Origin of the sequence: Paractinoplanes rhizophilus, assembly GCF_042664765.1 — a bacterium.
GTDB lineage: Bacteria > Actinomycetota > Actinomycetes > Mycobacteriales > Micromonosporaceae > Actinoplanes > Actinoplanes rhizophilus.
In genome coordinates this window covers 166,194-190,266 of sequence record NZ_JBHTBJ010000011.1, presented here as the reverse complement: position 1 = coordinate 190,266, position 24,073 = coordinate 166,194, and the positions used below count along the sequence as shown (strand labels likewise).

Sequence of the window (24,073 nt, the reverse complement as noted above, 5' to 3'; positions counted from 1 at the left end):
GCGCGTACGCATAAGTTCGGCCCCCATCGACCGGGAGTGACGATGCTTCTCGATGTTGCGCGGCTTCGCAATGACGCGGGCCGCCCCATCGCGCGCCGCCAGGATGCGCGCCGCGATGCTGGACGCCGCCACGATCCGCGCCACCACGGTCCGCGCCGCCTAGATCCGCGCCGCCTGGATCCGCGCCGCCAAGTAGCGCTCTGGGGCGCTGCCGCCCTGCTCCTGCTCACCGCCGCGGCGTGCGGCAGCGACGGCCCCGCCGCGCCCGAGCCGACCGCCGCCCCGCCGGTGTCGGCCGGCGCCGAGCCCTCGCCGGCCACCCCGCCCACGGCCGCGACCTCCGTGCCCAGCATCGGCCCGACCAGCATCGGCTCGACCGGCGGCACCGGCTCCCCCGGCGGCGGCCCGCGGCCCACCGCCGCGCTCACCGGCGTCAAGCTGGTCAAGCAGGGCGGCATCGCCGGGATCGACCAGAGCATCGAGGTCGCGCCGGACGGCTCCTGGCGGCGCGCCGTCGACGGCAACACCACCTCCACCGGCAGGCTCACCGGCGACGAGCGGGCCCAGTTGGCCAAGCTGCTCGCCGACCCGCGGCTGGCGGGCGAGGGCAAGCGGGCCACCGGGCTGGGCCGGTGCAGCGACGCGTTCGTGTACGTGCTCACGGCCGGGAAGATGCTGGTCCACTACACCGCGTGCGGCCAGGCCGACAAGCCCGAGGTCACCCTGAAGATCATCCAACTGCTCCAAAACGCCACAAAGTAGCGCTATCGATCACGCCGACGGGCGGACTCACAGGTGCGGTGCGTACGATGTTGCGCTGCACCACCGTGACGAACGAAACCCGAGGAGCACGATGCCGCTCACTCCAGCTGACATCCACAACGTTGCCTTCAAGAAGCCGCCGATCGGCAAGCGTGGATACGACGAGGAAGAGGTCGACGCCTTCCTCGACGAGGTCGAGCAGGAGCTCATCCGCCTGCTCGAGGAGAACGGCGCTCTGCGGGACCAGATGCAGCGTCCCGGCGGCCCGCCCCCGAGCGCGGCGTCGACCATGGTGATGAGCTCGGAGCTGGCCGAGCTGTCGGCCCAGCTCGAGCGCCTCGAGGAGGCCCGCGCCCGCGCCGAGCAGAACGCGCGCAGCATGCAGGCCCAGCTCGAGCGGGCCCGCGCGGCCACGCCGTCCGGCGGATTCGCCCAGGTGGGCGACGACGACCGGAACGCGCGGGTGCTGATGATGGCGCAGCGCACCGCCGACGAGCACATGCGCGACGCCCAGCGGGAGACCGAGTCGCTGATCACCAGCGCCCAGTCGAAGGCCGAGCAGATCACCAGCGAGGCCCAGCTCAAGGCCGCGACCATCGAGAGCGACGCCCGGCGCAACCACACCGAGGCGATGAGCCAGATCGGCGCCAAGCGGGCCGCGCTGCTCGACGAGATCGAGCGGCTGGGCCAGCTCGCGCAGAGCTACCACCAGGCCCTGAGCAACCACGTCAACCAGCAGCTGCAGGAGCTCAACAGCGCACCCGACGCGCAAGCCTAGGACCCCGTGCAAACGAAGGCCGCCCACCGGAAGGGGGGCGGCCTTCGTCGTACGAAAGTATCGATTCTTTAAAAGCGGAAAGGCACCAAAACCGCAATTCAAAAGATCGACAAATACCGCTGTTGACATTGCCGGAGAGCGAATTGTAGCGTCGAGTCCGCGCTCTTGGTTTCGCCCCTGTCACCGGCCCGTTATCCCGTCGGCCCGGGCGAAACGCTCCTCTCCCCGCCTCGGGGTGCTGACTCCCCCTCCCCGTGGTCGCCCTCATTGCACGCTGCCCTGCCACGCGAAGGGCGTGGCGCCGCTGAGAGAGGCGAGGCACGATGCACAAGATATCTCTGGGTCGGATTTCGCTGGGCCGGACCGCCGTCCGGCTCGGCGCGGTGCTGCTGATGATCGGTGGCGTGGGCGTGGTGTCCGCGTCCACCTCGTACGCCGGCGGATCCGCGACCATCACGAAACGCGCGTGGGGCACGACGGCCGGCGGCGAGAACGTCGACCTCTACACGCTCACCAACAACGGCATCCGAGTCAAGATCCTGACGTACGGCGGCATTCTCCAGTCGATCGAGATGCCGGATCGGCGCGGCCGTACCACGAACGTGGCGCTCGGCTTCGACAACCTCGCCGACTACGAGACCAGCAGCCCCTACTTCGGAGCGCTGATCGGCCGGTACGGCAACCGGATCGCCAAGGGCATGTTCACCCTGGACGGCGTCACCTACCACCTGCCGATCAACAACGACCCGAACAGCCTGCACGGCGGCACGGTCGGCTTCGACAAGCGGGTCTGGACCGCCACCCCGATCCGCGGCCACCACAGCGTGGCGCTCAAGCTCCAGCTGACCAGCGCCGACGGCGACCAGGGCTACCCGGGCGAGCTGCGGGCCACGGTCACCTACACGCTGACCCGCGACCACGGCATCCGGATGGACTACCTGGCCACCACGAACAAGCCGACGGTCGTCAACCTCACCAACCACGCCTACTGGAACCTGGCCGGCGAGGGCACCGGCACCATCGACACCACCAAACTCCAGCTCAACGCGAGCCACTACACCCCGGTCGACCCGACGTTGATCCCGACCGGAGCGATCGACCGGGTGGCCGGCACCCCGATGGACTTCCGCAAGGCCACGGCGATCGGCGCCCGCAACCGCGAGGGCTTCCCGCAACTCGTGATCGGCCGCGGCTACGACCACAACTGGGTGCTCGACCGCAAGGACCCGACGTTCCGCAAGCTCGAGCTCGCGGCCCGGGCCACCGACCCGGCGAGCGGCCGGCAGCTGACGATCTACACGACCGAGCCGGGCATCCAGTTCTACGGCGGCAACTTCCTGGACGGCACGCTGGTCGGCACGAGCGGCCGGATGTACCGGCAGGGCGACGGGTTCGCGCTGGAGACCCAGCACTTCCCGGACTCGCCCAACCACGCGAACTTCCCGTCGACGGTCCTGCGGCCCGGGCAGACGTACCGGACCACCACCATCTATCAGTTGGGCGTGGCGCGACATGGCTGACGTGCCCAGGGTCGTCGAGGAAGCGGCCGAGAGACTCGATCCACGCGGGGTGACCCGCCGCCGGCTGCTCGCCGGCACCGGCCTGGCCAGCGCGTCGCTCGCGGCAACGGGGCTACTCTCCGCGTGCAGCCAGGACGACACCAAGTCCAGCTCGGACGCCATCGGTAACTTCCCGAAGACGCCGAACTGGAAGTTCGTCTTCGTCAACCACGTCACCACCAACCCGTTCTTCACCCCCACCCAGTACGGCGCCGAGGACGCGTGCAAGCTGCTCGGCTGCTCGTACCAGTGGACCGGCTCGCAGAACTCGGTGGTGGCCGAGATGGTCAACGCCACCAACACGGCGATCAGCGGCAAGGCCGACGGGCTGGCGATCGCGGTCGTCGACAAGTCGGCGTTCAAGGGGCCGGTGGACCAGGCGCTCGACGCCGGGATCCCGGTGGTGTCGTACAACGCCGACGGCGCGCGCGACGACCCGGGCACCAACCGGCTCACGTACGTCGGCCAGGGCCTGTTCGACTCCGGCTACGCGCTGGGGCAGCGGGCGCTGACCCAGGTGCAGTCCGGCGAGGTGGTCGGCTTCATCGCCACGCCGGGGCAGCTGAACATCCAGCCGCGGATCGACGGCGCGCAGCAGGCGTTCACCGACGCCGGCGGCGCGGTGAAGTTCACGGCGGTCGCGACCAACGCCGACGTCACCAAGGGACTGTCCATCATCGACGCGTACGCCCAGGGTCACCCGAACCTGGCCGGCATGCTCGCGGTGGACGCCGGCTCGACCCAGGCCGTCGGCCAGACGGTGAAGAAGTACAACATGCGCACCAAGGGGCTCAAGGTCGCCGGGGGCTTCGACCTGATCCCGGAGACGCTGGCCTCGATCAAGTCCGGCGACCTCGACTACACCATCGACCAGCAGCCGTACCTGCAGGGCTTCCTGCCGGTGCTGTACCTCTACCTGTTCAAGGTCTCCGGAGGCCTCATCTCGCCGCCGCAGACCAACACCGGGCTGCTGTTCGTCACCAAGGACAACGTCGCCCAGTACCAGAACACCCAAACCCGCTTCGAGGGCTCGTCCACGGACGTCAAGCTCGTGGAGCGGTCCGGACCCATCGCACACGCATGACCGGGACCCTACCGAGGCAGCAGGAGACGCCGGCCCAGCAGGACCGGCGTCTCCTGACGCTGCTGCGCCGCGGCGGCACCGTGCTCGTGCGCTGGCGCGAGGCCAGCGTCCTGATCGTCGCCATCGCCATGGCGATCTACTTCCGGGCCGCCAACGACGTCTTCCTCACCCACGACAACCTGCGCAACATCGCCCAGGCCACCGCGCCGGCCGCGATCGTCGCGGTGGGCGTCGTGCTGCTGCTCGTCTCCGGCGAGATCGACCTGTCGGTGGGCGTGGTGGCGGCGCTGGCGCCGTTCCTGGTGCACTACGCCGTCGACCTGTACGGCATCCCGGTGATCCCGGCGTTCCTGATCGCGTTCGCCATCTCGGCGTTCATCGGGTTCTGCAACGGCTTCATCGTCACCAAGCTCAAGGTGCCGTCGCTGGTGGCCACGCTCGGCTCGTACTACCTGCTGCTCGGCATCCTGCTGACCACCTCGCACGCCTACCCCGCGCAGATCCCCGAGGAGGCGCAGGGCAAGATCCAGACCATCTTCGGGGCCGGGGACTGGTCGTCGCTGATCTGGTGCCTCGGCGTGGTCGCGGTGTATCACGTGGTGCTCACCCGTACCCGCTGGGGTCTGCACACCATCTCGGTCGGCGGCAACCTGATCGGCGCGACCGAGGCCGGCATCCGGGTGAACCGCATCAAGATCGGGAACTTCATGATGGCCTCCATGCTCGGCGCCCTGGCCGGCATCCTCGAGGCGTTCCGGATCAACAGCATCGACCCGAACATCGGCGGCGGCACCGCGCTGACGTTCACCGCGATCTCGGCCGCGGTCATCGGCGGCACCGCGCTGGCCGGCGGCTCCGGCACGGTGATCGGGGCGCTGCTCGGCGCGCTGATCCTGGCCGAGCTGCAGAACGGCTTCAACCTGATCGGGATCAGCGCGAACCCGTTCAACATCATCCTCGGCTCGGCGATCCTGCTGTCGATGATCGCGAACCAGTACCTGTCGCGGCTGCGGCGGACGGGAGGCACCTGATGTCCGTTCTGGTCGCCGAGCATCTCGCCAAGCGCTTCGGGGCACTGACCGCGCTGCGCGACGTCAGCCTGCGGCTCGAACAGGGCGAGGTGCTCGGCCTGATCGGCGACAACGGCGCCGGCAAGTCCACCCTCATCAAGATCATCTGCGGGTACCACCGGCCCGACGCCGGCCGCCTCGTGGTCAACGGCAAGGAGGTCGAGCTGCGCAGCGTCGATCACGCCCGCGCGCTCGGCATCGACACCGTCTACCAGGGACTGGCGCTGATCAACGAGCTCTCGGTGTACCACAACATGTTCCTCAACCGGGAGCTGCGCATCGGCCCGCTGCTCAACAACCGCGCGATGCGGCGGCTGGCCCGCGCCCACCTGGAGGACATGGGCGTCAACATCCCCAACGTGAGCGCCGAGGTCGCCAAGCTCTCCGGCGGCCAGCGCCAGGCCGTCGCGGTGGCCCGGGCCGTCTACTCGGACGCGAAGATCCTGCTGCTCGACGAGCCGCTGGCCGCGATGGGCGCGAAGGAGGGCGCCCTGATCCTCGACCTGATCCGCGAGCTCAAGGCCCGCGGCGACGTGTCGGTCATCATCATCGCCCACAACTACGCCCAGGTGCTGGACGTCTGCGACCGGGTGAACCTGCTCCAGCACGGCGCTATCACCTTCGACAAGCCCACCGCCGAGGTGACCCTGGACGAGCTGACCGAGCTGGTGGTCGCGGAGTATCGCGCCCGCCGCCGGGGAACTAGCGGTCCAGCTGCTTGACGTAGCGCCGGCACGGCACCGTGATGCCGGTGGCCACGTACGCGAAATCGCCGTCGTCCTTCCAGCCGGACCGCTCGTAGAAGCGCCGCGCCCGGGCGTTGCCCGGCGCGACCGCCAGCCACGCGGCCCCGTGACCGTGCGCCGCGACCAGGCGCTCGGCCTCGGTCAGCAGCACGCCGGCCACGCCGCCGCCGCGGAAGGCGGCGTCCAGGTAGACCTGCTCGACCTCGTCGGCCACCACCATCACGAAGCCGGCCACGACGCCGCCGACCTCGGCCACCGTGGTGTCCGGGACGCGTGCGGCCGCCCTCTCCCGGAACGACTCCGGGGTGCGGGCCGCGACCAGCTCGTCGGGGACGTTGCCCAGGTGGCCGTCGCGCCAGCCGGTGTGCCAGATCTCGGCGACCCGCGCGGCGTCGGCGGCGCGGGCGCGGCGCAGCGTGATGGGCGGCATGTGCAGCAGGTCGTGCAGGCGGGCGGTCAGGGTGGCCAGCCGCTCGTGGGCGGACGGGTCGGCGCGCGGCGAGAGGCGGAAGTCGCGGAGCCCCGGATACACGGCCTCGAAGCGGGCGCGGGCCGTGCGCAGGGCCTCGTCGTCGCTGGCGTCGGCGCAGAGGCAGGCGGTTATCTGCCACATGCGCTGCTGCCAGGCCAGCCCGGCGCCGCGCTCGGCGGCGAGCAGCGCGGACAGCTCGGTGGCGGCCCGGCGGGCCTGGTCACGGGTGGTCATGACGGATACCCCCGGTCGGAACGTCGACGGTCGCGAATGGACGTTACTCCGGGCGGGCGCGATCGGGGCCGCCCCGCTGCTTGCGGGTGTCGCAATTCCCGCGCGGCCAGTAGGGTCGGAGCTCGTGACCAACCAGACGGTGCCCGTGGCCAGCGTGTCCAGCCGAGCCGAGGCCGACATCGTGACCGGCCTGCTGCAGAGCGAGGGCATAGACGCCCGAGTCACCGCCGACGACGCCGGCGGTGCGCTCGGCTCCCTCCAGCTGGAGGGCGTGCAGGTGCTGGTCGCGCCGGACGACGCGGCGCGGGCCCGGCAGATCCTGGCCGGCCCGCCGTCCTGACGACGGATCATTTCTCCTTGAGGAACTCGTGCACGACCGCCGGGAAGAGCGGCGACACGAACAGGTTGTAGTGGGTCACGCCGGGCAGGATGGCCAGCGCGTGCCCGCCCGCCGACCGGCCCTCGCCCTGCCAGCCGCCGTCGCGCAGGCCGCCGTCGAGCAGCTTGAAGACCTCGGCGAAGTGGCTCGGCGGGAACATGTCCGCGTCGCCCGCGACGATCATCGTGGGGACCGCGAGCGCGCGGACCTGCTCGGTGAAGTCGAAGTCCTTCGCCATGGCCGCGCCGATCTTGTCGAGCAGGCGCGGGAAGTCCTCCGGGCGCGGCGCCACCCGCTGGTACAGCTCGTACATCGGGGTTTCCGTCATGAACTCGGCCGCGGCCGCGCTCACCTGGCCCTGCTGCTCGAGGATCTCCGGGTAGGTCGCGTCGCGCCGGATGCCGGCCGACGCGGCGACCAGGCGCCCGATCTTCTCGGGGTGGTGGAAGGCCACCTGCATGGCGACCCCGCCGCCGAGCGAATAACCCACCACATCCGGCCGGTCGAGACCCAGGTGGTCGATGAGCGCCGCGATGTCGTCGCCCATGACGCGTACGTCGAGGGGCCGGTCCACGTCGGCGGTGCGGCCGTGACCCTGCAGGTCGGGCACGATGACCTGCCGGTTCTGGGCGAACGCGGGCAGGATCGGGGTGAACATCTCGCCCGAGCCGAGGCCGCCGTGCAGAAGCACCAGCGGGCGGCCCTCGCCGTAGGTCTCGTAGTAGAGGTTGATGCCGTTGACGTCGGCGTAGCTCATCTTTCGCTCCTTGCTCGAAACTTGCCGGTACAGACCGCGCCGGGGCCGGAAACTCATCGCTAGGCTCGTCCGGAGATCGTTATTTTTTGGGGAGGCGCCATGCGGATCGCGGTCACCGGCGGCACCGGCAAGCTCGGCCGGGCCGTGGTCGCCCATCTCCGGGAGACGGGCGACGAGGTGATCAACCTGGATGCGGCGGCGCAACGCCCGGACATCCGGATCGACCTCACCGACTACGGCCAGGCGTTCGAGGCGCTCAGCGGGATCGACGACCGGTACGACCGGATCGACGCGGTGGTGCACCTGGCGGCAATTCCCGCACCCGGCATCACCGGCAACGCGGCAACTTTCCAGAACAACATCATCGCGACGTACAACGTTTTCGCCGCCGCGAAGGCCGTCGGCATCACGAACGTGGTGTGGGCGTCCAGCGAAACCGTGCTCGGCCTGCCGTTCGACACCCCGCCGCCGTACATCCCGGTCGACGAGGAATATCCGGCCCGCCCCGAGTCGCGCTACTCGCTCGCCAAGCACCTGGAGGAGACGATGGCGGCGCAGTTCTGCCGCTGGAACCCTTCGCTCAAGATGATCGGCCTGCGGTTCTCCAATGTCATGGACGTCGAGGACTACGCCGAGTTCCCGTCGTTCGACGCCGACCCGCGGCTGCGCAGGTGGAACCTGTGGGGCTACATCGACGCCCGCGACGGCGCGCAGGCGGTGCGCAAGGCCCTCGACTACCAGGCGACCGGGGTCGAGATCTTCATCATCGCCAACGCCGACACCGTGATGAGCCGCTCCTCCGCGAGCCTGGCGGCCGAGGTCTTCCCGGGCGTCGAGGTGCGCAAGGAGCTGGGCGAGCACGAAACCATGCTGTCGATCGACAAGGCCAGAAGGCTTCTCGGGTACGAGCCGCAGCACAGCTGGCGCCGGCACGTCTGAGGCGGGGCAAACCCTTCGTTCGCGATTCGCGCCGCGGGGCTGTGAACGTTGTCTTGGGAGCGCTCCCATGCAACGATGAGCGTCGATCGCCGCAGTCACCGTCGCCGCCTTCACCCTCAGCGGAACCGCCTGCACCGTCGCCTGAGGACCGCCCACCCCGAAGGAGGGTCATGACCGTCAAATCCCTGTTCACCGTCGTCGGCGCCGCCCTGCTCACGCTGCTGGCCGCCACCCCGGCCGCGGCCGCCACCACCCGCCCGTTCGGATCGCTGATCGAGGCCGAGAGCTTCGATGCCGGCCACGGCGTCCGCGTGCTCGCCGACGACGCCGCCTCCGGGGGCAGCGCCGTGGCGTTCTCCGGCGGCGACTGGCTGCGCCTGGACGGCGTCGACTTCGGCGCGCCCGGCACCGCCAGCGGATTCGCCACCTGGCGCTCCTGCGCGACCGGGGCCGGCACCATCGACCTGCGGCTCGACAGCCCGGCCGCCACGCCGTTCCTCACGTTCACCCCGGCCGGCGGCGACTGCGCCCAGTGGTACCAGTCGAGCCTGCGCCTGGGCCCGGCCACCAACCCGACCGGCGTGCACACGCTCTACCTGCAGGCCCGCCCGGGAGGCCACTGCGAGTTCTATCGCTTCGACAGCTTCCAGCTGATCAAGCAGACCTTCCCGCCCATCCCCTGACCGGCGCGGCCTTCGCTCCGTCCCGACCGGCCCTTCCGTCCCCGACCGGGTGGAGCCGCCGGGCCGGCTCGCCCCGGCCCGGCGGCGCGGCTGGGCTCGCCCTGGCCCGGCGGCGAGGTTGGGCTCGCCCCGGCCCGGCGGCGCGGTTCAATGAGCCATGGAGATCGAAGCTGACGTAGCCGTCATCGGCGCCGGGATGGCCGGCGTCTCGGTGGCCCACGAGCTGGCGGCGGCCGGCGCCACGGTCGTGCTGCTCGAGCAGGAGAACCAGCCCGCCTATCACACCACCGGCCGCTCGGCGGCCATGTTCCTGGAGAGCTACGGCAGCCCGCGGGTCCGCCGGCTGACCACCGACTCGCGTCCGGACTTCGACGGGCTGCTCACCCCGCGCCCGATGCTGTGGGTGGCCCCGCCCGGCCAGCTCGACCGGCTCGACGCGATGGCGAAGGCGCAGCCCACCCTGATCGCCTCGGATCCGGCCGAGCACTGCCCCGCGATCCGGCCGGGCTGGTGCGCCGCCGCGCTGCTCGAGCCGGACGCGTTCGAGATCGACGTGCTCGGCCTGCACCAGCGGTACCTGGGCGGCGGCCGCCGGCGCGGCGTCCAGGTGCTTCTCCGCGCCGCGGTGGGCCAGGGCCGGCACGACGGCGGGCGATGGCTCCTGGACACCGCGGCCGGCCAGATCGCGGCCGGGAAAGTGGTCAACGCGGCCGGCGCCTGGGCCGACCGGGTCGCGACCGCGCTCGGGGCGCCGCCGATCGGGCTGCAACCGATGCGCCGCACCGCCGCCGTGGCCCGCGCCGACGACGTCGACCGCTCGTGGCCGCTCATCGGGGACGTCGGCGAGACGTTCTACTTCCGGCCCGAGGGCGCCGGCGTCCTGGTCTCCCCGGCCGACGAGACGCCGAGCGAGCCCTGCGACGCCCGGCCGCTCGACGAGGACGTGGCCCGCGCCATCGAGCGGGTCAACGAGGCGACCACGCTGGGGCTGCGCTCGGTACGGACGGCCTGGGCCGGCCTGCGCACCTTCGCCCCCGACCGCCAGCCGGTGACCGGCGCCGACCCGGCCGCGCCCGGGCTGTTCTGGGTGGCGGGCCAGGGCGGCTACGGCATTCAGATCGCGCCCGCCCTGGCCCGGCTGGCGGCCGGCGCGGTGACCGGCGCGGGCGAACCCGTGCCGGCCGACCTCTCGGTGGCGCGGTTCCGCACCTGACCGACACCCGAGGCGGAGCCGGCCGGTCAGATGCGCGCGGTCGAGATCGAGCCGACCCGGGCGGCGGTCGTCACGTCGTACCGAATCTTGGCAGATCTCCACCCACCCGGCGTGAGGGTCGTGCGGGGTTTGACCTTGCGTTGGGTCTTGCCGTCGACCACCGCGACGTCCGCGCCCGCGGTGAGCCGCAGCCGCACCGGGACCGCGCCCACCGTCACCACGCGCAGCTCGCTCACCGCCTTGGTCGCGGTCACCTTGACGGTGCCCTTCGGCTTCGGCAGGGTCAGCGCGGCCCGGGCGGTGACGCCGCCCAGCTCGATCCCGGCGAGGCCGCCCGCGCGCATGTCGATGTCCTGGTCGGTGGCGGGCGCGAGGAGGCGTACGGTCCAGGCCACCTTGCTGGTGAGCCGGACCTCCACGCCGGTCTGCGCCAGCTCGAGCCGCGGCCCGCGCGGCGAGTCGACGACGCGCGGCGCCGCTCCCCCGCCGATCCCGATGACGCTGTAGAGCTGATCGCCCAGGTCCGCGCTCGCGACGTGCACCACGGTCGCCGTCCCGGTCACCTCGAAGACCAGCGCCTTCGCCTTTCCCAGCGGCGCGGTGAGCGGCTGCGCCGGCGCCGGGACCGTGCCCGCCACGATCGGCGGCACCACCGCGGCCTGCGCGCTCGGGCGACGGGAGCTGGGCTGGAACGCCTCCGCCTGCCCGAGCACGACCCCGATGGTCAGCGCGACGAGCACGGCGGTGAAGACCCAGAGCCGCCACGGCCGGCGCGGCGCCTGCTCGTAGACGATGACCGCCCGGGCGGCCACCCGCTGCGGGACGGTGGGCAGCACCTTGAGCTTCTGCGTGGGCTCGTCGATGACCGGGGGCTCATGCCCGGCCGGCTTTTCCGTCGCTTCCATCGCCGGAAATCTTCCCGTCGCGGCGGGCTCCTCGGCCGCCGGGGGAACCATGAGGTCCGGCGGCACCTCCGGTCCGCTGCGCGAGAAAAGTCGGTCGAGCATGGGCACCTCCGGTCCGTTCACGGGGAGATACGGATCAAGCATGCCATCGGATCGACACTTGTCTGTATCAATTCGCCCGGGCGTCCTGGCCACCGAGACGCGTAGGCTCCGGGAGGTGCAGCAGATCAGCCTTGCGCCGGTCGACGGCGTGCACATCACGACCCTGATGGACAACTCGTCGGACGCGCTCCTGCCCGACGAGGGTCTCGTCCGCCGGTGGGGACTCAACGGCACGGCGAGCCCTCTGGCGGTCATCCCGGCCGAGCTAGCGGAGGAGAAGCAGAGCTACGACTTCCTCCGCGCCGAGCACGGGTTCTCGGCCATGCTGGAGGCAGGCGGCCGCCGCCTCCTCTTCGACACCGGCATCACCCGCGACGGCCTGGTCGGCAACCTCGACCGCCTGGCCATCCGGCCGGACAGCTTCGAGGCGATCGTCTTCAGCCACGGCCACTTCGACCACACCATGGGACTCAACGGCCTGGCCGCCCGGCTCGGCCCCACCCACGTGCCGGTGCTCCTGCATCCCGACTTCTGGCTGCGCCGGCGCATCGTCTCGCCCGACCGCACGCTGGAGATGCCGACGCCGAGCCGCTCGGCGATCGAGGGCGCCGGCTTCACCATCGCCGAGGAGCGGCAACCGTCGTTCCTGCTCGACGACGCCGTCCTGGTCACCGGCGAGGTCGACCGCACGACCCCGTTCGAGACCGGCATGCCCGCCGGGCATCAGGCCTTCCGCGACGGCGAGTGGGCGCCCGACCGGGCCGTGCACGACGACCAGGCGGTGGTGCTGCACGTCCGCGACCGCGGCCTGGTGATCCTCACCGGCTGCGGCCACTCCGGAATAATCAACATCATCCGGTACGCGAAGCGCCTCACCGGCGTCTCCCGGCTCTACGCCCTGCTGGGCGGATTCCACCTGCGCGACGGCCCGGTGGTCGCCGAGACGGTCGCCGCCCTGGTCGAGGAGGCGCCGCGGGTGCTGGTGCCGGCCCACTGCACGTCGTGGCAGGCGCAGCAGGCGCTGGCCGCCGCCCTGCCCGGCGCCTTCCGCCCGAACGCGGTGGGCAGCCGGTTCGAGCTTTAGCCCGCTCGCCGCGCTGCCCTGAGGCCGGTCTGATCGCCGCACCGCGCCCTCAGGCCGGCCCGATCGCCGTGCCCAGCCCTCAGGCCGATCAGGTCGTCGCCTCCGGCGCTGAGGCCTGCCCGGCTCGGGGAGCCCTCGGCGGAGACCGATCGTTTTCGGTCCCCGCCGGGTCTGATCAGCGGTCCAGGCCGACCAGTTCGCGCTCCTCGGCGGCGGTCAGCGGCAGCGCCAGGCCGGCCGCGAGGTCGTCGTCCGGGTGGAAGCACGAGTTGACCGGCTTCGGGCGGGGTCCGGCCTCGGGAGCGCGCTCGGCCGAGTTCGGGGTGGTGGCGTTCGCCATGCTCTTCTCCTTGTTTCGGGTGCGGGTTCTCCCCACGGTCGCGGTCGGGCGTGGGGCCGACTCTGGCAGCAGAGGTCGACGGATGTCAATGATCCAGAGCGGACACGAACCGGTGCGCGAGGACCTCGGGGGTGACCAGGCTCAGGCGCGAGCCGTCGCCGAAGGCGAGGTGGACACGTCCGCCGCCGACCGTCGCCGAGACGACCGCGCGGCGGGGCACCTCCCACCGGTGGACCAATGGCGGCAGCGGCTCGCCGGACGGCTGGTTGCGGATCAGATCGCCGGCCTTCGCGAGCCACGAGCGCTTGGGGCCGGGCGCCGGCGGCGCCTTCTCGAAGACGATCAGCCGGTGGTCGGTCAGGGCGAGAGCACGGGCCGCGGTCGGCTGTGGGACCTGGGCGTCGAGCTGGGCGGCGACGCTTCCGGGGCGGCCGTCGAGGACGCCGCGACGGTCATCGCCGTACGCGTCGGGGCCGGTCGACGCCTCGTCGATGCCAATCGCCTCGCTCGCGATCGACTCCAGCAGGCGCTTGGGGCCCAGCTCCTGGCGGGCGACCTGCCCGGCCGACGGGCGGGACGTGGCGCGGGTGACCCAGATGGCGCCGCGGAACGTCTCGCCGGGGTGCAGGTGCTCGCCCACCCGGGCCTGCAGTTCCCGATACTTCTGCGCCACCGCGTCGGTCACGGCCTGTCCTTCCGCACGGCTGACGGGCGTTCTGGCGCGGTCATGGCACGCGGTCCGCGATCGGGTCGACGACGCCGCTGATCGTGCGGCGCCAGCGCGAGCCGTCGCCGTCGGTGCCGGCCTTGCGGTCGTCGTACTCGTCGGCGGCCGAGCTCATCACCAGGTCGCCGAGCGACTCCAGGCCCTCGCCGACGATCGAGCCGTCGAGGCCGGTCGTCGCCTTGATGCCCACCTTGATCCAGTGCTTGGGGCCGTACATCTTGTTGAGCGTCCAGGCGGCGATCTTGCCCATCGTGCCCAGGGCCTTGAGCGCCTCCATGAACGCCTTGTAGGCCTCCAGCGCCTTGTGCAGCTGGGCGAGCAGGCGGGTGGCCCGGCTGACCGCGATGCCGGTCTCGGCCGCGGACGCCGCCGCGGCCGCCGCCTCCGACGCGCCGGCCGTCACGATCGCGAGCGCCTGCGCCGCCAGCCACGTGATGACCAGCCATTCGACCAGCTCACGGATGATCGTCTTGATCATCTCTTCGACGTTGCGCAGATCCATGGCGCTGTCGCCGAGGCTGTCGGCGGTGCGCGCCATCTCGTCGGCCGCCTCCTCCAACCCCTGGACCAGGGCTTGGATGCGCGCCGCGTACGCGTCAAACGCCGCGCCCTGCCACTGCCCGGACAATGAGTCGAGGTCGGCGCGCTGGGCCGACGCGAGGTCGCGCAGCGACTGAGCCGTGGTTTTCCACGTGCCGGCGTGGTGATCCAGCTGGTCGGGGTCGCCGACCGCCTGCTCGAAGATCTGCAGCAGCGGCCACACGATCGGGGTGAGCAGCCAGTCGAGGCCGCTGTTGATCGCCTCGCCCATCGGGTTCAGCACCGCGCCGGCGGTGTCCCGGACGTTCTGGTAGCCGCTGGCGATGTCGGTGCCGCTCATGACCCGGCCCGGTAGGAGCGACCGACCCGCTCGGCGGCGGACTGGTCGACGCCGTCGTAGTCGTCGGCGGTGAACGCGAGCCCGTCGGAGAGATCGGTGAGCATGCGGGTGAGCTCCTCCAGCGACGAGGCCTCGCCCTCGACCCAGCTCAGATAGGAGGACTCGAGCCCGGCCATCGCCCCGACCTTGCCGAACGCGTTGCCGACGGTGGCGGTGGTCCGCACCCGGCAGGCGATCTCGGAGACCTTGGCGGCCTGCTCGCGCTGGAAGTCGCGGCTCCGGCGCACCCGCTCGGCCTGGACATGCACGTGATCGCTCACCGGTCGAGCTCCTCGGCGTGGTCGCGCAGCGCCGACGTGTCGATCCGCTGCGTCACCAGCGCCGACACATCCACCGTCCGCCCGGTCGCGTCGTCCACGGCGGCCGCATAAAGCCGGTTGGCTTCCGCCAGCCCCTCGCGCTGGGCCCGCAGGATCGCCGCCGCCAGCTCCTCGGCGCCCAGCCGCATGGCCGACGGCTCCAGCCGCAGATCGACAAGGTTGCCGCCGGGCGCCACGTGCACGATCACGCCGTCCCGCTCGACCCGCGCGCGGAACCGCTCGGGCTCCTCCTGCAGCCGGCTGAGCTCCCCGAACCGCTGCTGCGTCTCGCGCACCAGCCCCCGGAACCACTCCTGCGTCGACTCGGCGACCATCGTGCTGCCCTCCCCCATTTCGCCAGGCATCGAAACACCTTAGCGGACGAGATCAATGCGCGGAGCCACCCGAACCGCCGGCGGTGGCGACGACTGAGCTGCGGCGTGCGGTCGCTCGCTGAGCCCGGATCTTCCGGATGACGGCATCGAGCAGGCCGGGAGAGGCGATCGCCGGGTCCGCGGCGCCTTTCGCGCTCGCCCACCTCTCGCCCTTGCCCGCCGGCCTCTTGCATGTCGTCCGTCCGGCCTTCGCACGTGCCGGCGACTTTTCGCACTTGCTGGCGGGGGTCGCGGCCTTTCGCCGGAGTTGGGCGGCCTTGCGCGGGAGCTGACTGGTCGGACCACCCCGTACCCGACGGACGGACAGCCATGACCGGCAGGGCAGATGAAGATCAAGTATGCGGCGCAGACTAACGTCGTGCCCCTGAAGCCTGACCCGCAGTTGGAGCGGCGCTGTGGCCTGGTAGTGCGGGACCGGACCACAGCGCCGCCGGGCTTCTCCCGCGGCGCCGGCATTGGCAATTCCCGGCGGGTTTCGCGCGCGGGAAATGCGGTCAGGAATACGGTCGCCGACCCGGCCGAATGCGCGCGCTTCGCCGTGAGCGGCCCGGGCGTGTGATGGCGTTGGCCGCCGAGTCGAACCGGTGTCGGCAACGCCTCGAATTGTTGGCCGTGCCGGGCGATCGAATATCGTTCCACGGTTCGCGGCCAGGCCCGCGCGGAGGAACGCAGCCGCCGGCTCGGACACGGGCGGGCACGGGGCGGGAGCAGACGCGGACCGCGGGAATTCGGATGGCGCGGCGGCGCGGGTGCGGGCGGCTCGGGCACGGACGGCACGAGCGCGGGGGCAGCCTCGAGCTCGGGCACGGCCTCAGGCGCGGCCTCGGGCTTGGGCTCGGGCACGGCCTCGGGCTCGGGCACGGCCTCGGGCTCGGGCACGGCCTCGGGCTCGGGCACGGACGCGGCCTCGGGCACGGACGCGGCCTCGGGCACGGACGCGGCCTCGGGCACGGGCACGGCCTCGGGCACGGGCACGGGCACGGCCTCGGGCACGGGCACGGGCACGGCCTCGGGCACGGGCACGGGCACGGCCTCGGGCACGGGCACGGGCACGGCCTCGGGCACGGGCACGGCCTCGGGCTCGGGCGCGGCCTCGGGCTCAGGCGCGGCCTCGGGCTCAGGCGCGGCCTCGGGCTCGGGCGCGGCCTCGGGCTCAGGCGCGGACGCAAGCACGGGCTCGGGCCCGGGCTCGGGCTTAGAAGTTGCCAGCAGCGCGTAAGCAGGTGCTACCGGGGTCGTGGAAGCAGACGTAACCGGCGCCCCGGAAGCAGGCGCGGACGGTGCGGTCGGCTGCTGTCCGGCACTCGCTTGACTTGTGCGGCCGGCTCCGGCCGCAGCCGCCGGTGGCTGCGGCCGTGCCGGCTCGGCCTCGGAACGCGGCCGGCGCAACTTGCGCGCGTGGCGCTGCTCGAGACCCCACGCTCGATGCCGCTCATGCTCGCGGCGAAACGCCTCCGCCGTCGGCGAATAGCGGCGCGAAAGGGTTCGGTCACGCATTCCTGCTATCTGAGACTTGGTGAAGAACTCCAGCTGCCGCATACCAGAATTATTCCACCTCAGGAATGCGAAGGTAAGCTCGAACACCTGTTCGATCATGCCATTCTCATCCGGCACACTATTGATACCTTGATGACCTTTCCGTCAGCTTCGGCGTGAAGGAAACATCCGGGTGAAACGCGTGGGTAGAGCAACCGATCCGGCCCACCGGCCTGAGCGGCTTGGCGGCCGGCGAGCTTGGCGGCCGGCGGGCTTGGCGGACCCACAACGCGGGCAACGCGGACACCGGGCTCGCGCCGCTACTCGCGGCCGGGCAGGTGCTAACGGCCGTGGCGGACTGGCGAGCCGGCGGGCCGGCGGACTGGCGAGCCGGGCGGGCCGGCGAGCCGGGTGGACCGGCGGACCGGCGGACTGGCGAGCCGGGCGGGCCGGCGAGCCGGGTGGACCGGCGGACCGGCGGACCGGCGAGCCGGGCGGACCGGCGGACTGGCGAGCTGGGCGGACCGGCGGACTGGCGAGCCGGCGGACCGGCGGACCGGCGAGCCGGGCGGACCGGCGGACCGGCGGCCAGCCACGTCGGTGGAGCAAGATCGCCAACGTTTTCATGGGAATCATCGCCTGTTGGTCATGATCTTGAAGAGAACATGGTCAATGCCTTGACATCGATCCGAAATGGATTTCAGACTTGCCGTTAACTCCGGACAGGGGGCGGCATGGCAGTGACGATCAAGGACGTGGCCCGGGCGGCCGGGGTCTCGGCGTCCACTGTCACGCGGGCGCTCACCCTGCCGGAACTGGTTCATCCGGACACGCGTGAGCGTGTCCGCCGGACGGCGGCGAGTCTCGGGTATCACCCCAACCGCGCGGCCCGGGGGCTGAGCACCGGCCGTACCGGCAACATCGGCCTGCTCGTGCCGGATCTCGGCAACCCGTTCTTCCCCAGCGTGGTCAAGGGCGTGCAGGGCCGCGCGCACGAGGCCGACTACGCGGTCTTCCTCGCCGACACCGATGAGGACTCGGCGGCCGAGGCGGGGCTGGTGCGGCGGCTGTCCAAGCAGGTGGACGGCATCGTGCTGTGCTCACCCCGGATGCCCGACGAGGAGTTGCGCACGCTGGTGGCCGACACTCCGGTCGTGCTGGTCAACCGGCGCATCGCCCGGGTGCCGTCGGTGACCCCGGAGTTTCCGGATGCGATGCGTCAGGCGGTCAGCCACCTCACGGCGTTGGGTCACCGCCGGATTGCGTACGTGGCGGGCCCGCGCTCCTCCTGGGCCAACCGGGAGCGGCTGCGCTCGCTGAAGGCGGCCGCCACCGAGATCGAGCTCGTCGAGATCGGCAACGTCATGCCGCAGTTCGAGGGTGGCGTGGCCGCGGCCGACCAGGTGCTCGCGTCCCGGGCGACCGCGGTGATCGGTTACAACGACCTGGTCGCCCTCGGTCTGCTCAACCGCTTCACGGCCCGCGGCGTGGCGGTGCCGGGCGACATCAGCCTGCTCGGTTTCGACGACATCCCGCTGGCCGCGATGGTCCATCCCTCGCTCACCACGGTTGCCCTGCCCAAGGAGCAGTCCGGCCGCGCCGGCGTCGATCTGCTCCTGCAACTCCTGGCCGGCCCCGACCGCTCCACCGCGGCCCGGCGTGAGCTGCCCACCCAGCTCATGGTCCGCCACTCCACCGGCCCCGTCCCCGCTTGACGACACCGCCGAAGAGACCACCCGCCAACCCCCCAAAAACCGCTCCAAACCTGAAGGGATACCCCAATGTCCCGGAAAATCGGATTTATTGCGGCGGCCGCCGCTACCGCACTCGCCATCGCCTCCTGCGGCGCCCCCGACAAGCCCGGCTCCAGCAACGCGAAAACCGACGGCCCCGTCCCGGACAAGCCGAGCAAGGCGGTGACGCTCAACATCCTCGACGTGGCCGGCAACCTCCAGCTCACCCAGGGCATGATCGACGAGTTCGTCGGCAAGAACAAAGACCAGATCGAGAAAGTCACCTACTCCAAGGCGACCGCCCCCGAGCTGGTCGGCAAGGTGAAGGCTCAGCAGAACGCGGGACGCGTCGACATCGACCTCGTGCTCACCGGCGTCGACGGCCTGGCCGCCGGCATCGACCAGAGCCTCTGGGTGCCGGTTCTTCCGACGTACGCGAATCGCGTGCCCGGAATGAACGACTACCTGGAGGGCGCCGCGGCCATGCAGAAGCTCGCCGGCGATTTCGGGGTGACCATCACCTATTACCCCTCCGGCCCGCTCATCGAGTATCTCCCGGCCAAGGTGCCGACCCCGCCGAAGACCGCCGAGGAACTGCTCGCCTACGCCAAGGCGAATCCCGGCGCCGTCCAGTACGCGCGGCCCAGCAACTCCGGCCCCGGCCGGACCTTCCTCATGGGCCTGCCGTACCTGCTCAAGGACGAGAATCCGAAGGACCCGGTCAACGGGTGGGCCAAGACCTGGGCCTACCTGGCGGAGCTCAACAAATACGTGACGCTCTACCCGTCGAGCACCAGCGAGACCATGAAGAACCTCGCGAACGGCTCGGCGAAAATCATCGCCAGCACCACCGGCTGGGACATCAACCCCCGCGTTCTCGGCACCGTTCCCAAGGAGGCGGCCGTCGGCACGCTCGCCGGCTTCCACTGGGTGACCGACGCGCATTACGCGGTGATTCCCAAGGGCGTCGACGTGGACAAGCAGGCCGCGATCCTCAACCTGCTCAAGGACATGCTGACCCCGGCCCAGCAGGCCAAGGCCTACGACAAGGGCTATTTCTACCCCGGCCCGGCGGTCAAGGACGTGCCGCTGTCGATGGCGCCGCCGGAGAGCCAGCAGGCGCTCGGCGAATTCGGCCGGCCGGAGTACGAGAAGCTCATCGCCGACAATCCGCTCGAGGTGCCGCTGGACGCCAAGTCGCTGGTGGCCGCGTTCGACAAATGGGACCGCGAGATCGGCGGCGCGAAGGTGAAGAAGTGAGCTGGCTCCGCCTCGATGGGGTCACGCGGCGCTTCGGCGGCAAGGACGCGCTGAGCGATCTGAGCCTGGGCATCGGGAAGGGCGAGTTCATCGCCCTGCTCGGCCCGTCCGGCTGCGGCAAGTCGACCGCGCTGAACTGTCTCGCCGGGCTGCTCCCGCTTTCCGGGGGCAGCATCTGGCAGGACGACAAGCGGATCGACACGCTGCCGCCGGAGCGCCGTGGATTCGGCATGGTGTTCCAGAGTTACGCGCTGTTCCCGCACCTTTCGGTGCGCCGGAACATCGCCTTCGGGCTGCAGATGCGGCGATTGCCGCGGGCCGAGGTCCGGCGGCGCACCGACGAGGCGATCCGGCTCGTACGCCTCGACGAGCACGCCACGAAATTGCCGGGCCAATTGTCCGGCGGCCAGCAGCAGCGCGTCGCGATCGCCCGCGCGATCGTCCTCGAGCCGTCGCTGGTGCTGATGGACGAGCCACTTTCCAACCTCGACGCGAAACTTCGTCTCGAGATGCGCACCGAGATTCGCCGGCTGCACCAGTCGCTGGGCCTGACCACCGTTTATGTCACGCACGACCAGGAGGAGGCGCTGTCGATGGCCGACCGCCTGGTCGTGCTGCGCGACGGCCGGGTGCAGCAGATCGGCACGCCCGAGGAGCTGCACACCCGGCCGGCCAACCGGCATGTCGCCGACTTCATGGGGTATCGCAACCTGCTGCCGATGCGGGTCGCCTCCGTGTCGCGGGAGGTCGTGACGGTCGAGGGGGCCGGCATGGCGTTGCGCGGCACGGCGGTCGGCGAAATGTTTCCGGGCGACGAGGTCGTCGCGGGGATCCGCCCCGAGGATCTCCGGGCCGGCGCGGACGGGATCCCGGCCACCGTCGAGGTGGTCGAGTACCAGGGGCGCGAGCTGGCCGTCGAGGCGCGCACCGAGCAGGGCGTCGTGCTGCACCTGCGGGCCGCCGAACGGCCGTCGCCGGGTGACAAGATCTCGGTGGTGGCCGATCCGGCGCGGGTCCTGGTCTTCGGGGGCGGGAAGTGACCGCGCTGCGGCACCGGCTGGCCGAGCGCGGTGTCGACCGTCAACTTCTCCTTCTGGTGCCCGCGCTGCTGTGTGTGCTGATCTTGTTCGTTTATCCGTTCGCGTACGGCCTGGGCTTGTCCTTCCAGCCGGAGCAGGGCGGGGTTCTCGGCGCCTACCGGGCGTTCTTCGAGGACGCGTATCAGCGGGACACCATCTGGACCACGCTGAAGTTGTCCCTTCCGGCGGCGCTGCTGAATGTGGCGGCGTCGGTGCCGATCGCGTACCGGATGCGGGGTCGTTTCCGCGGCAAGCGTCTCCTCACGACACTTCTGGTCGTGCCGATCACGCTCGGCACCGTGCTCACCGCCGAGGGTCTGCTCAATTTCCTCGGTCCGGCCGGGTGGTTCAACCGGACGCTGATGTCGGCCGGGATCACCGACGAGCCGCTGCGACTGACCAACAACTACTGGGGCGTGTTCTTCTCGCTGGTGATCACCGGTTTCCCGTTCGCTTTCCTGCTGATCCTGTCGTATCTGTCCGGCATCGATCCGACCCTGGAACGGGCCGCGGCGACGCTCGGGGCCGGCTGGTGGCCGCGTTTCCACCGGATCACGCTGCCACTGCTCGCGCCGGGTCTCGCCACCACGTTCTGCCTCACGTTCGTGCTCGCTTTCAGCGTGTTTCCCTCGGCCGTGCTCGTCGGCGATCCGGCCGGGTCGACGCGGGTCATCTCGATCGCCGCCTATCACGCCGCCTACGAATCGTTCGACTATCCGCTCGCCAGCGCCATCGCCGTGGTGATGGGCGTGGTCGAGCTGGCCGTGGTGGCGGCCGTTCTCGGGTTGCGGACGCTGTTCTACACCGGATCGACGGGAGGCAAAGGATGACCGCGATCGCCGTCCCCGCCAAGGACGTGAAAGCCCGGCGCCGCATTGTCGCCTCGCCCGGCGCCTGGCTGGTCTGGGGCTCGGTCACGTTCTTCTTCGTCATGCTGGCCGGCGTCATTTTCTCGGTGCTGATCAGCTCGTTCGGCCGCCGCTGGTTCGACACCTGGCTGCCCGACGGCTGGACCACGCAGTGGTACGGCCAGGCGTGGACCGAATTCACGCTGCTCGACGTGCTCATCGTGACGGTCGAGGTGTCGCTGCTGGTGGTGGGCATCTCGGTGCTGGTCGGCGTGCCGGCCTCGTACGTGCTGGCCCGCCGCACCTTCCCCGGCCGCCGGATCCTCTATCTGCTTTTCCTGCTGCCGATTCTGATGCCGCCGATCACCTACGGCATTCCGCTCGCCACGGTCCTCTACAAGTACGGCCTGGCCGGGCACATGACCGGCGTGGTGCTCGCCAATCTGGTGCCGTCGATCCCGTTCGTGATCCTGACCATGACGCCGTTCATCGAGCAGGTCGACCCGGCCATCGAGCGGGCCGCCCGGATGTGCGGGGCGCGCACCTGGCAGGTCTTCCTGCGCATTCTCGCGCCGCTTCTGGTGCCGGGAATCCTGGCCGCGTCGATCCTGGTGCTGGTGCGCACGGTCGGCATGTTCGAGCTGACGTTCCTCACCGCCGGGCCGGATTCGCAGACGCTCGTGGTGGCGCTCTACTACTCGATGTCGGCGGCGGGGATCCGGGCGCAGCAGTCGGTCGACGCGATGGCGGTCATCTACACCTCGATGATGCTGGTGCTGCTCGTCATCGCGCTGCGCTTCGTCAATCCGACCCAATTGGTGGCGCGGGTCAAGGAGGATCCGTCGTGACGATAACGGCGGCCCGGGTGATCGTCTGCTCCCCGGGCCGCAATTTCGTGACGCTCAAGATCGAGACCTCCGACGGGCTGACCGGAGTGGGCGACGCGACCCTGAACGGGCGGGAGCTGGCGGTCGCCGCGTACCTGAACGAGCACGTGATTCCGCTTCTGATCGGGCGCGATCCGGCGCGCATCGAGGACACCTGGCAATACCTCTACAAGGGCGCCTATTGGCGGCGCGGGCCGGTCACGATGAGCGCGATCGCCGCGGTCGACACCGCATTGTGGGACATCAAAGGCAAGGTGGCCGGGCTGCCCGTCTACCAACTTCTGGGCGGGCGGTCGCGCTCCGGCGTTTCCGTGTACGGCCATGCCAGCGGTTCCTCCACCGAGGCTTTGCTCTCGTCGATCGCTTCTTTCGTCGAGCGCGGATATCGGGCCGCCCGGGTGCAGGCGCCCGTGCCGAATATTTCCGACATCTACGGCGTGACCGACAAGCCCCTCTACGAGCCCGCCTCCGCCGCCCTCCCGACCGAGGCCGTGTGGTCCACCGCGGATTACCTGGCGCACATCCCTTCGGTGTTCGCGAAGGTGCGGGAGGAGTTCGGGCCTACGTTGCGGCTGCTGCACGACGTGCACCACCGGCTCACCCCGATCGAGGCCGCCCGGCTCGGCAAGTCCCTCGAGCCGTACGCGCTGACCTGGCTGGAGGATCCGGTGCCGGCCGAGCTGCAGGACGGCTACCGGCTGATCCGGCAGCACACCACCACGCCCCTGGCCGTCGGCGAGGTCTTCAACTCGATCTGGGACTGCGAACGGCTCATCCGCGAGCAACTCATCGACTACATCCGCGCCACTGTCGTACACGCCGGCGGCATCACCCACCTGCGCCGCATCTTCGACCTGGCCGCGCTGCACCACGTGCGCACCGGCTCGCACGGCGCGACCGATCTCTCCCCCGTCTGCCTGTCCGCGGCCCTGCACCTCGACCTGGTGGTCCCCAACTTCGGCCTGCAGGAGTACATGCCACACACGCCGGAGACCGATGCCGTCTTCCCGCACGGCTACCGCTACGCCGACGGCTATCTGCACCCCGCCGAGGAGCCGGGCCTGGGGGTCGACATCGACGAGTCGCTCGCCGCGCGGTATCCGTATCGCCCGGCGTCGCTGCCCGTCAACCGCCTAGAGGACGGCACCCTGCACGACTGGTGAGATCCGGCCATATCGGTGGGTCACGCAGGGCCGACCACAATCCGTCATCGTCGTTCCCTTACAAGGAGCAACTTTGACCGTTCGCTCTGTGTCGTTGGCACCGAGATCGCGGTACCGTGCGCCGGGCGCGTGTGCGCCGTACATCTCAGGGAGCGCACC

The 24,073-nt window shown here is 70.8% G+C and carries 27 protein-coding genes; 19 read left to right on the top strand and 8 right to left on the bottom strand.

The annotated features are described in order from the left end of the window. Window positions 1-42: 42 nt before the first annotated feature. From ACFQS1_RS17920 to ACFQS1_RS17895, 6 genes are all read left to right on the top strand, one after another. Window positions 43-762 (top strand): hypothetical protein, encoded by a 720-nt coding sequence (locus ACFQS1_RS17920; RefSeq protein ID WP_378969470.1) that lies wholly within the window; start codon window positions 43-45, stop codon window positions 760-762. A 91-nt stretch (window positions 763-853) separates the two neighbouring features. Continuing rightward, complete coding sequence (locus tag ACFQS1_RS17915) at window positions 854-1,540, top strand: DivIVA domain-containing protein (protein ID WP_378969468.1); 687 nt, start codon at window positions 854-856, stop codon at window positions 1,538-1,540. Window positions 1,541-1,863: 323 nt separating this feature from the next. Continuing rightward, window positions 1,864-3,060 (top strand): aldose epimerase family protein, encoded by a 1,197-nt coding sequence (locus tag ACFQS1_RS17910; protein ID WP_378969465.1) that lies wholly within the window; start codon window positions 1,864-1,866, stop codon window positions 3,058-3,060. Continuing rightward, on the top strand, window positions 3,053-4,183 hold the full coding sequence (locus ACFQS1_RS17905; RefSeq protein ID WP_378969463.1) for a sugar ABC transporter substrate-binding protein: 1,131 nt from the start codon (window positions 3,053-3,055) through the stop codon (window positions 4,181-4,183). The genes ACFQS1_RS17910 and ACFQS1_RS17905 overlap by 8 nt, the downstream gene beginning before the upstream one ends. Further along, window positions 4,180-5,214 (top strand): ABC transporter permease, encoded by a 1,035-nt coding sequence (locus ACFQS1_RS17900; protein WP_378969461.1) that lies wholly within the window; start codon window positions 4,180-4,182, stop codon window positions 5,212-5,214. The genes ACFQS1_RS17905 and ACFQS1_RS17900 overlap by 4 nt, the downstream gene beginning before the upstream one ends. Next, complete coding sequence (locus ACFQS1_RS17895) at window positions 5,214-5,975, top strand: ATP-binding cassette domain-containing protein (protein WP_378969458.1); 762 nt, start codon at window positions 5,214-5,216, stop codon at window positions 5,973-5,975. The genes ACFQS1_RS17900 and ACFQS1_RS17895 overlap by 1 nt, the downstream gene beginning before the upstream one ends. Here the strand turns inward: ACFQS1_RS17895 and ACFQS1_RS17890 are convergent. Continuing rightward, on the bottom strand, window positions 5,956-6,705 hold the full coding sequence (locus tag ACFQS1_RS17890; RefSeq protein WP_378969456.1) for a GNAT family N-acetyltransferase: 750 nt from the start codon (window positions 6,703-6,705) through the stop codon (window positions 5,956-5,958). The genes ACFQS1_RS17895 and ACFQS1_RS17890 overlap by 20 nt on opposite strands. A 124-nt stretch (window positions 6,706-6,829) precedes the next feature. Between ACFQS1_RS17890 and ACFQS1_RS17885 the strand changes: the two genes are divergently transcribed. Then, window positions 6,830-7,045 (top strand): putative signal transducing protein, encoded by a 216-nt coding sequence (locus tag ACFQS1_RS17885; protein ID WP_378969454.1) that lies wholly within the window; start codon window positions 6,830-6,832, stop codon window positions 7,043-7,045. 7 nt (window positions 7,046-7,052) lie between these two features. Here the strand turns inward: ACFQS1_RS17885 and ACFQS1_RS17880 are convergent, their stop codons facing one another. After that, the gene (locus ACFQS1_RS17880; protein ID WP_378969452.1) at window positions 7,053-7,841 is read right to left on the bottom strand and encodes an alpha/beta fold hydrolase; all 789 of its coding nucleotides are present in this window, start codon (window positions 7,839-7,841) and stop codon (window positions 7,053-7,055) included. Window positions 7,842-7,940: 99 nt separating this feature from the next. On the opposite strand from ACFQS1_RS17880, the gene ACFQS1_RS17875 reads away from it, so the two are divergent. The 3 genes from ACFQS1_RS17875 to ACFQS1_RS17865 all read left to right on the top strand — a co-directional run bounded on the left by ACFQS1_RS17875 (window position 7,941) and on the right by ACFQS1_RS17865 (window position 10,676). After that, complete coding sequence (locus ACFQS1_RS17875; protein WP_378969450.1) at window positions 7,941-8,780, top strand: NAD-dependent epimerase/dehydratase family protein; 840 nt, start codon at window positions 7,941-7,943, stop codon at window positions 8,778-8,780. 170 nt (window positions 8,781-8,950) lie between these two features. Continuing rightward, a complete protein-coding gene (locus ACFQS1_RS17870; protein WP_378969448.1) occupies window positions 8,951-9,463 on the top strand; it encodes a carbohydrate-binding protein in 513 nt (170 codons plus the stop codon). Window positions 9,464-9,620: 157 nt separating this feature from the next. Then, window positions 9,621-10,676, top strand: a complete 1,056-nt coding sequence (locus ACFQS1_RS17865) for an NAD(P)/FAD-dependent oxidoreductase (protein ID WP_378969446.1) — start codon at window positions 9,621-9,623, stop codon at window positions 10,674-10,676. A gap of 26 nt (window positions 10,677-10,702) precedes the next feature. On the opposite strand, the gene ACFQS1_RS17860 is transcribed toward ACFQS1_RS17865, so the two are convergent. After that, window positions 10,703-11,581: a hypothetical protein gene (locus ACFQS1_RS17860; RefSeq protein WP_378969443.1), complete on the bottom strand. Its 879-nt coding sequence runs from the start codon at window positions 11,579-11,581 to the stop codon at window positions 10,703-10,705. Between the two features lie 217 nt (window positions 11,582-11,798). On the opposite strand from ACFQS1_RS17860, the gene ACFQS1_RS17855 reads away from it, so the two are divergent. Next, window positions 11,799-12,767 (top strand): MBL fold metallo-hydrolase, encoded by a 969-nt coding sequence (locus tag ACFQS1_RS17855; RefSeq protein ID WP_378969441.1) that lies wholly within the window; start codon window positions 11,799-11,801, stop codon window positions 12,765-12,767. A 175-nt stretch (window positions 12,768-12,942) separates the two neighbouring features. Here the strand turns inward: ACFQS1_RS17855 and ACFQS1_RS17850 are convergent, their stop codons facing one another. The 5 genes from ACFQS1_RS17850 to ACFQS1_RS17830 form a co-directional block, all read right to left on the bottom strand. Further along, window positions 12,943-13,107 carry a hypothetical protein gene (locus ACFQS1_RS17850; RefSeq protein WP_378969439.1) on the bottom strand — a complete coding sequence of 55 codons (165 nt, stop codon included), beginning with the start codon at window positions 13,105-13,107 and terminating at the stop codon, window positions 12,943-12,945. Between the two features lie 85 nt (window positions 13,108-13,192). After that, window positions 13,193-13,792: a hypothetical protein gene (locus ACFQS1_RS17845; protein WP_378969437.1), complete on the bottom strand. Its 600-nt coding sequence runs from the start codon at window positions 13,790-13,792 to the stop codon at window positions 13,193-13,195. A gap of 40 nt (window positions 13,793-13,832) precedes the next feature. Further along, window positions 13,833-14,714, bottom strand: a complete 882-nt coding sequence (locus ACFQS1_RS17840) for a WXG100 family type VII secretion target (protein ID WP_378969435.1) — start codon at window positions 14,712-14,714, stop codon at window positions 13,833-13,835. Continuing rightward, on the bottom strand, window positions 14,711-15,034 hold the full coding sequence (locus ACFQS1_RS17835; protein ID WP_378969433.1) for a type VII secretion target: 324 nt from the start codon (window positions 15,032-15,034) through the stop codon (window positions 14,711-14,713). The genes ACFQS1_RS17840 and ACFQS1_RS17835 overlap by 4 nt, the downstream gene beginning before the upstream one ends. Then, entirely contained in the window at window positions 15,031-15,438 is a 408-nt protein-coding gene (locus tag ACFQS1_RS17830) for a YbaB/EbfC family nucleoid-associated protein (protein WP_378969431.1), read from the bottom strand. The genes ACFQS1_RS17835 and ACFQS1_RS17830 overlap by 4 nt, the downstream gene beginning before the upstream one ends. Window positions 15,439-15,793: 355 nt before the next feature. Between ACFQS1_RS17830 and ACFQS1_RS17825 the strand changes: the two genes are divergently transcribed. The 8 genes from ACFQS1_RS17825 to manD all read left to right on the top strand — a co-directional run bounded on the left by ACFQS1_RS17825 (window position 15,794) and on the right by manD (window position 23,914). Continuing rightward, the gene (locus ACFQS1_RS17825) at window positions 15,794-16,027 is read left to right on the top strand and encodes a hypothetical protein (protein ID WP_378969429.1); all 234 of its coding nucleotides are present in this window, start codon (window positions 15,794-15,796) and stop codon (window positions 16,025-16,027) included. 839 nt (window positions 16,028-16,866) lie between these two features. Beyond that, on the top strand, window positions 16,867-17,124 hold the full coding sequence (locus tag ACFQS1_RS17820; protein WP_378969427.1) for a hypothetical protein: 258 nt from the start codon (window positions 16,867-16,869) through the stop codon (window positions 17,122-17,124). 554 nt (window positions 17,125-17,678) lie between these two features. Further along, window positions 17,679-18,659, top strand: coding sequence for a LacI family DNA-binding transcriptional regulator (locus ACFQS1_RS17815; RefSeq protein ID WP_378969425.1), 981 nt, complete (start codon window positions 17,679-17,681; stop codon window positions 18,657-18,659). 66 nt (window positions 18,660-18,725) lie between these two features. Then, complete coding sequence (locus ACFQS1_RS17810) at window positions 18,726-19,937, top strand: extracellular solute-binding protein (protein ID WP_378969423.1); 1,212 nt, start codon at window positions 18,726-18,728, stop codon at window positions 19,935-19,937. After that, the gene (locus ACFQS1_RS17805) at window positions 19,934-20,977 is read left to right on the top strand and encodes an ABC transporter ATP-binding protein (protein ID WP_378969420.1); all 1,044 of its coding nucleotides are present in this window, start codon (window positions 19,934-19,936) and stop codon (window positions 20,975-20,977) included. Before ACFQS1_RS17810 ends, ACFQS1_RS17805 begins: the two co-directional genes overlap by 4 nt. After that, window positions 20,974-21,846: an ABC transporter permease gene (locus tag ACFQS1_RS17800; protein WP_378969418.1), complete on the top strand. Its 873-nt coding sequence runs from the start codon at window positions 20,974-20,976 to the stop codon at window positions 21,844-21,846. The genes ACFQS1_RS17805 and ACFQS1_RS17800 overlap by 4 nt, the downstream gene beginning before the upstream one ends. Continuing rightward, on the top strand, window positions 21,843-22,712 hold the full coding sequence (locus ACFQS1_RS17795; protein ID WP_378969415.1) for an ABC transporter permease: 870 nt from the start codon (window positions 21,843-21,845) through the stop codon (window positions 22,710-22,712). Before ACFQS1_RS17800 ends, ACFQS1_RS17795 begins: the two co-directional genes overlap by 4 nt. Further along, on the top strand, window positions 22,709-23,914 hold the full coding sequence (gene manD, locus ACFQS1_RS17790) for a D-mannonate dehydratase ManD (protein WP_378969413.1): 1,206 nt from the start codon (window positions 22,709-22,711) through the stop codon (window positions 23,912-23,914). Before ACFQS1_RS17795 ends, manD begins: the two co-directional genes overlap by 4 nt. Window positions 23,915-24,073 lie beyond the last annotated feature (159 nt).

Bases quoted from the DNA above. Each gene is read 5' to 3' on its own strand.
- ACFQS1_RS17900 (WP_378969461.1), top strand. From the start codon at position 4,180: ATGACCGGGACCCTACCGAGGCAGCAGGAGACGCCGGCCCAGCAGGAC.
- ACFQS1_RS17905 (WP_378969463.1), top strand. From the start codon at position 3,053: ATGGCTGACGTGCCCAGGGTCGTCGAGGAAGCGGCCGAGAGACTCGAT.
- ACFQS1_RS17810 (WP_378969423.1), top strand. From the start codon at position 18,726: ATGTCCCGGAAAATCGGATTTATTGCGGCGGCCGCCGCTACCGCACTC.
- ACFQS1_RS17860 (WP_378969443.1), bottom strand. From the start codon at position 11,581: ATGGAAGCGACGGAAAAGCCGGCCGGGCATGAGCCCCCGGTCATCGAC.
- ACFQS1_RS17895 (WP_378969458.1), top strand. From the start codon at position 5,214: ATGTCCGTTCTGGTCGCCGAGCATCTCGCCAAGCGCTTCGGGGCACTG.
- ACFQS1_RS17815 (WP_378969425.1), top strand. From the start codon at position 17,679: ATGGCAGTGACGATCAAGGACGTGGCCCGGGCGGCCGGGGTCTCGGCG.
- ACFQS1_RS17890 (WP_378969456.1), bottom strand. From the start codon at position 6,705: ATGACCACCCGTGACCAGGCCCGCCGGGCCGCCACCGAGCTGTCCGCG.
- ACFQS1_RS17870 (WP_378969448.1), top strand. From the start codon at position 8,951: ATGACCGTCAAATCCCTGTTCACCGTCGTCGGCGCCGCCCTGCTCACG.
- ACFQS1_RS17910 (WP_378969465.1), top strand. From the start codon at position 1,864: ATGCACAAGATATCTCTGGGTCGGATTTCGCTGGGCCGGACCGCCGTC.
- ACFQS1_RS17825 (WP_378969429.1), top strand. From the start codon at position 15,794: ATGAAGATCAAGTATGCGGCGCAGACTAACGTCGTGCCCCTGAAGCCT.
- ACFQS1_RS17795 (WP_378969415.1), top strand. From the start codon at position 21,843: ATGACCGCGATCGCCGTCCCCGCCAAGGACGTGAAAGCCCGGCGCCGC.
- ACFQS1_RS17840 (WP_378969435.1), bottom strand. From the start codon at position 14,714: ATGAGCGGCACCGACATCGCCAGCGGCTACCAGAACGTCCGGGACACC.
- ACFQS1_RS17865 (WP_378969446.1), top strand. From the start codon at position 9,621: ATGGAGATCGAAGCTGACGTAGCCGTCATCGGCGCCGGGATGGCCGGC.
- ACFQS1_RS17915 (WP_378969468.1), top strand. From the start codon at position 854: ATGCCGCTCACTCCAGCTGACATCCACAACGTTGCCTTCAAGAAGCCG.
- ACFQS1_RS17875 (WP_378969450.1), top strand. From the start codon at position 7,941: ATGCGGATCGCGGTCACCGGCGGCACCGGCAAGCTCGGCCGGGCCGTG.
- ACFQS1_RS17850 (WP_378969439.1), bottom strand. From the start codon at position 13,107: ATGGCGAACGCCACCACCCCGAACTCGGCCGAGCGCGCTCCCGAGGCC.
- ACFQS1_RS17830 (WP_378969431.1), bottom strand. From the start codon at position 15,438: ATGCCTGGCGAAATGGGGGAGGGCAGCACGATGGTCGCCGAGTCGACG.
- ACFQS1_RS17920 (WP_378969470.1), top strand. From the start codon at position 43: ATGCTTCTCGATGTTGCGCGGCTTCGCAATGACGCGGGCCGCCCCATC.
- ACFQS1_RS17880 (WP_378969452.1), bottom strand. From the start codon at position 7,841: ATGAGCTACGCCGACGTCAACGGCATCAACCTCTACTACGAGACCTAC.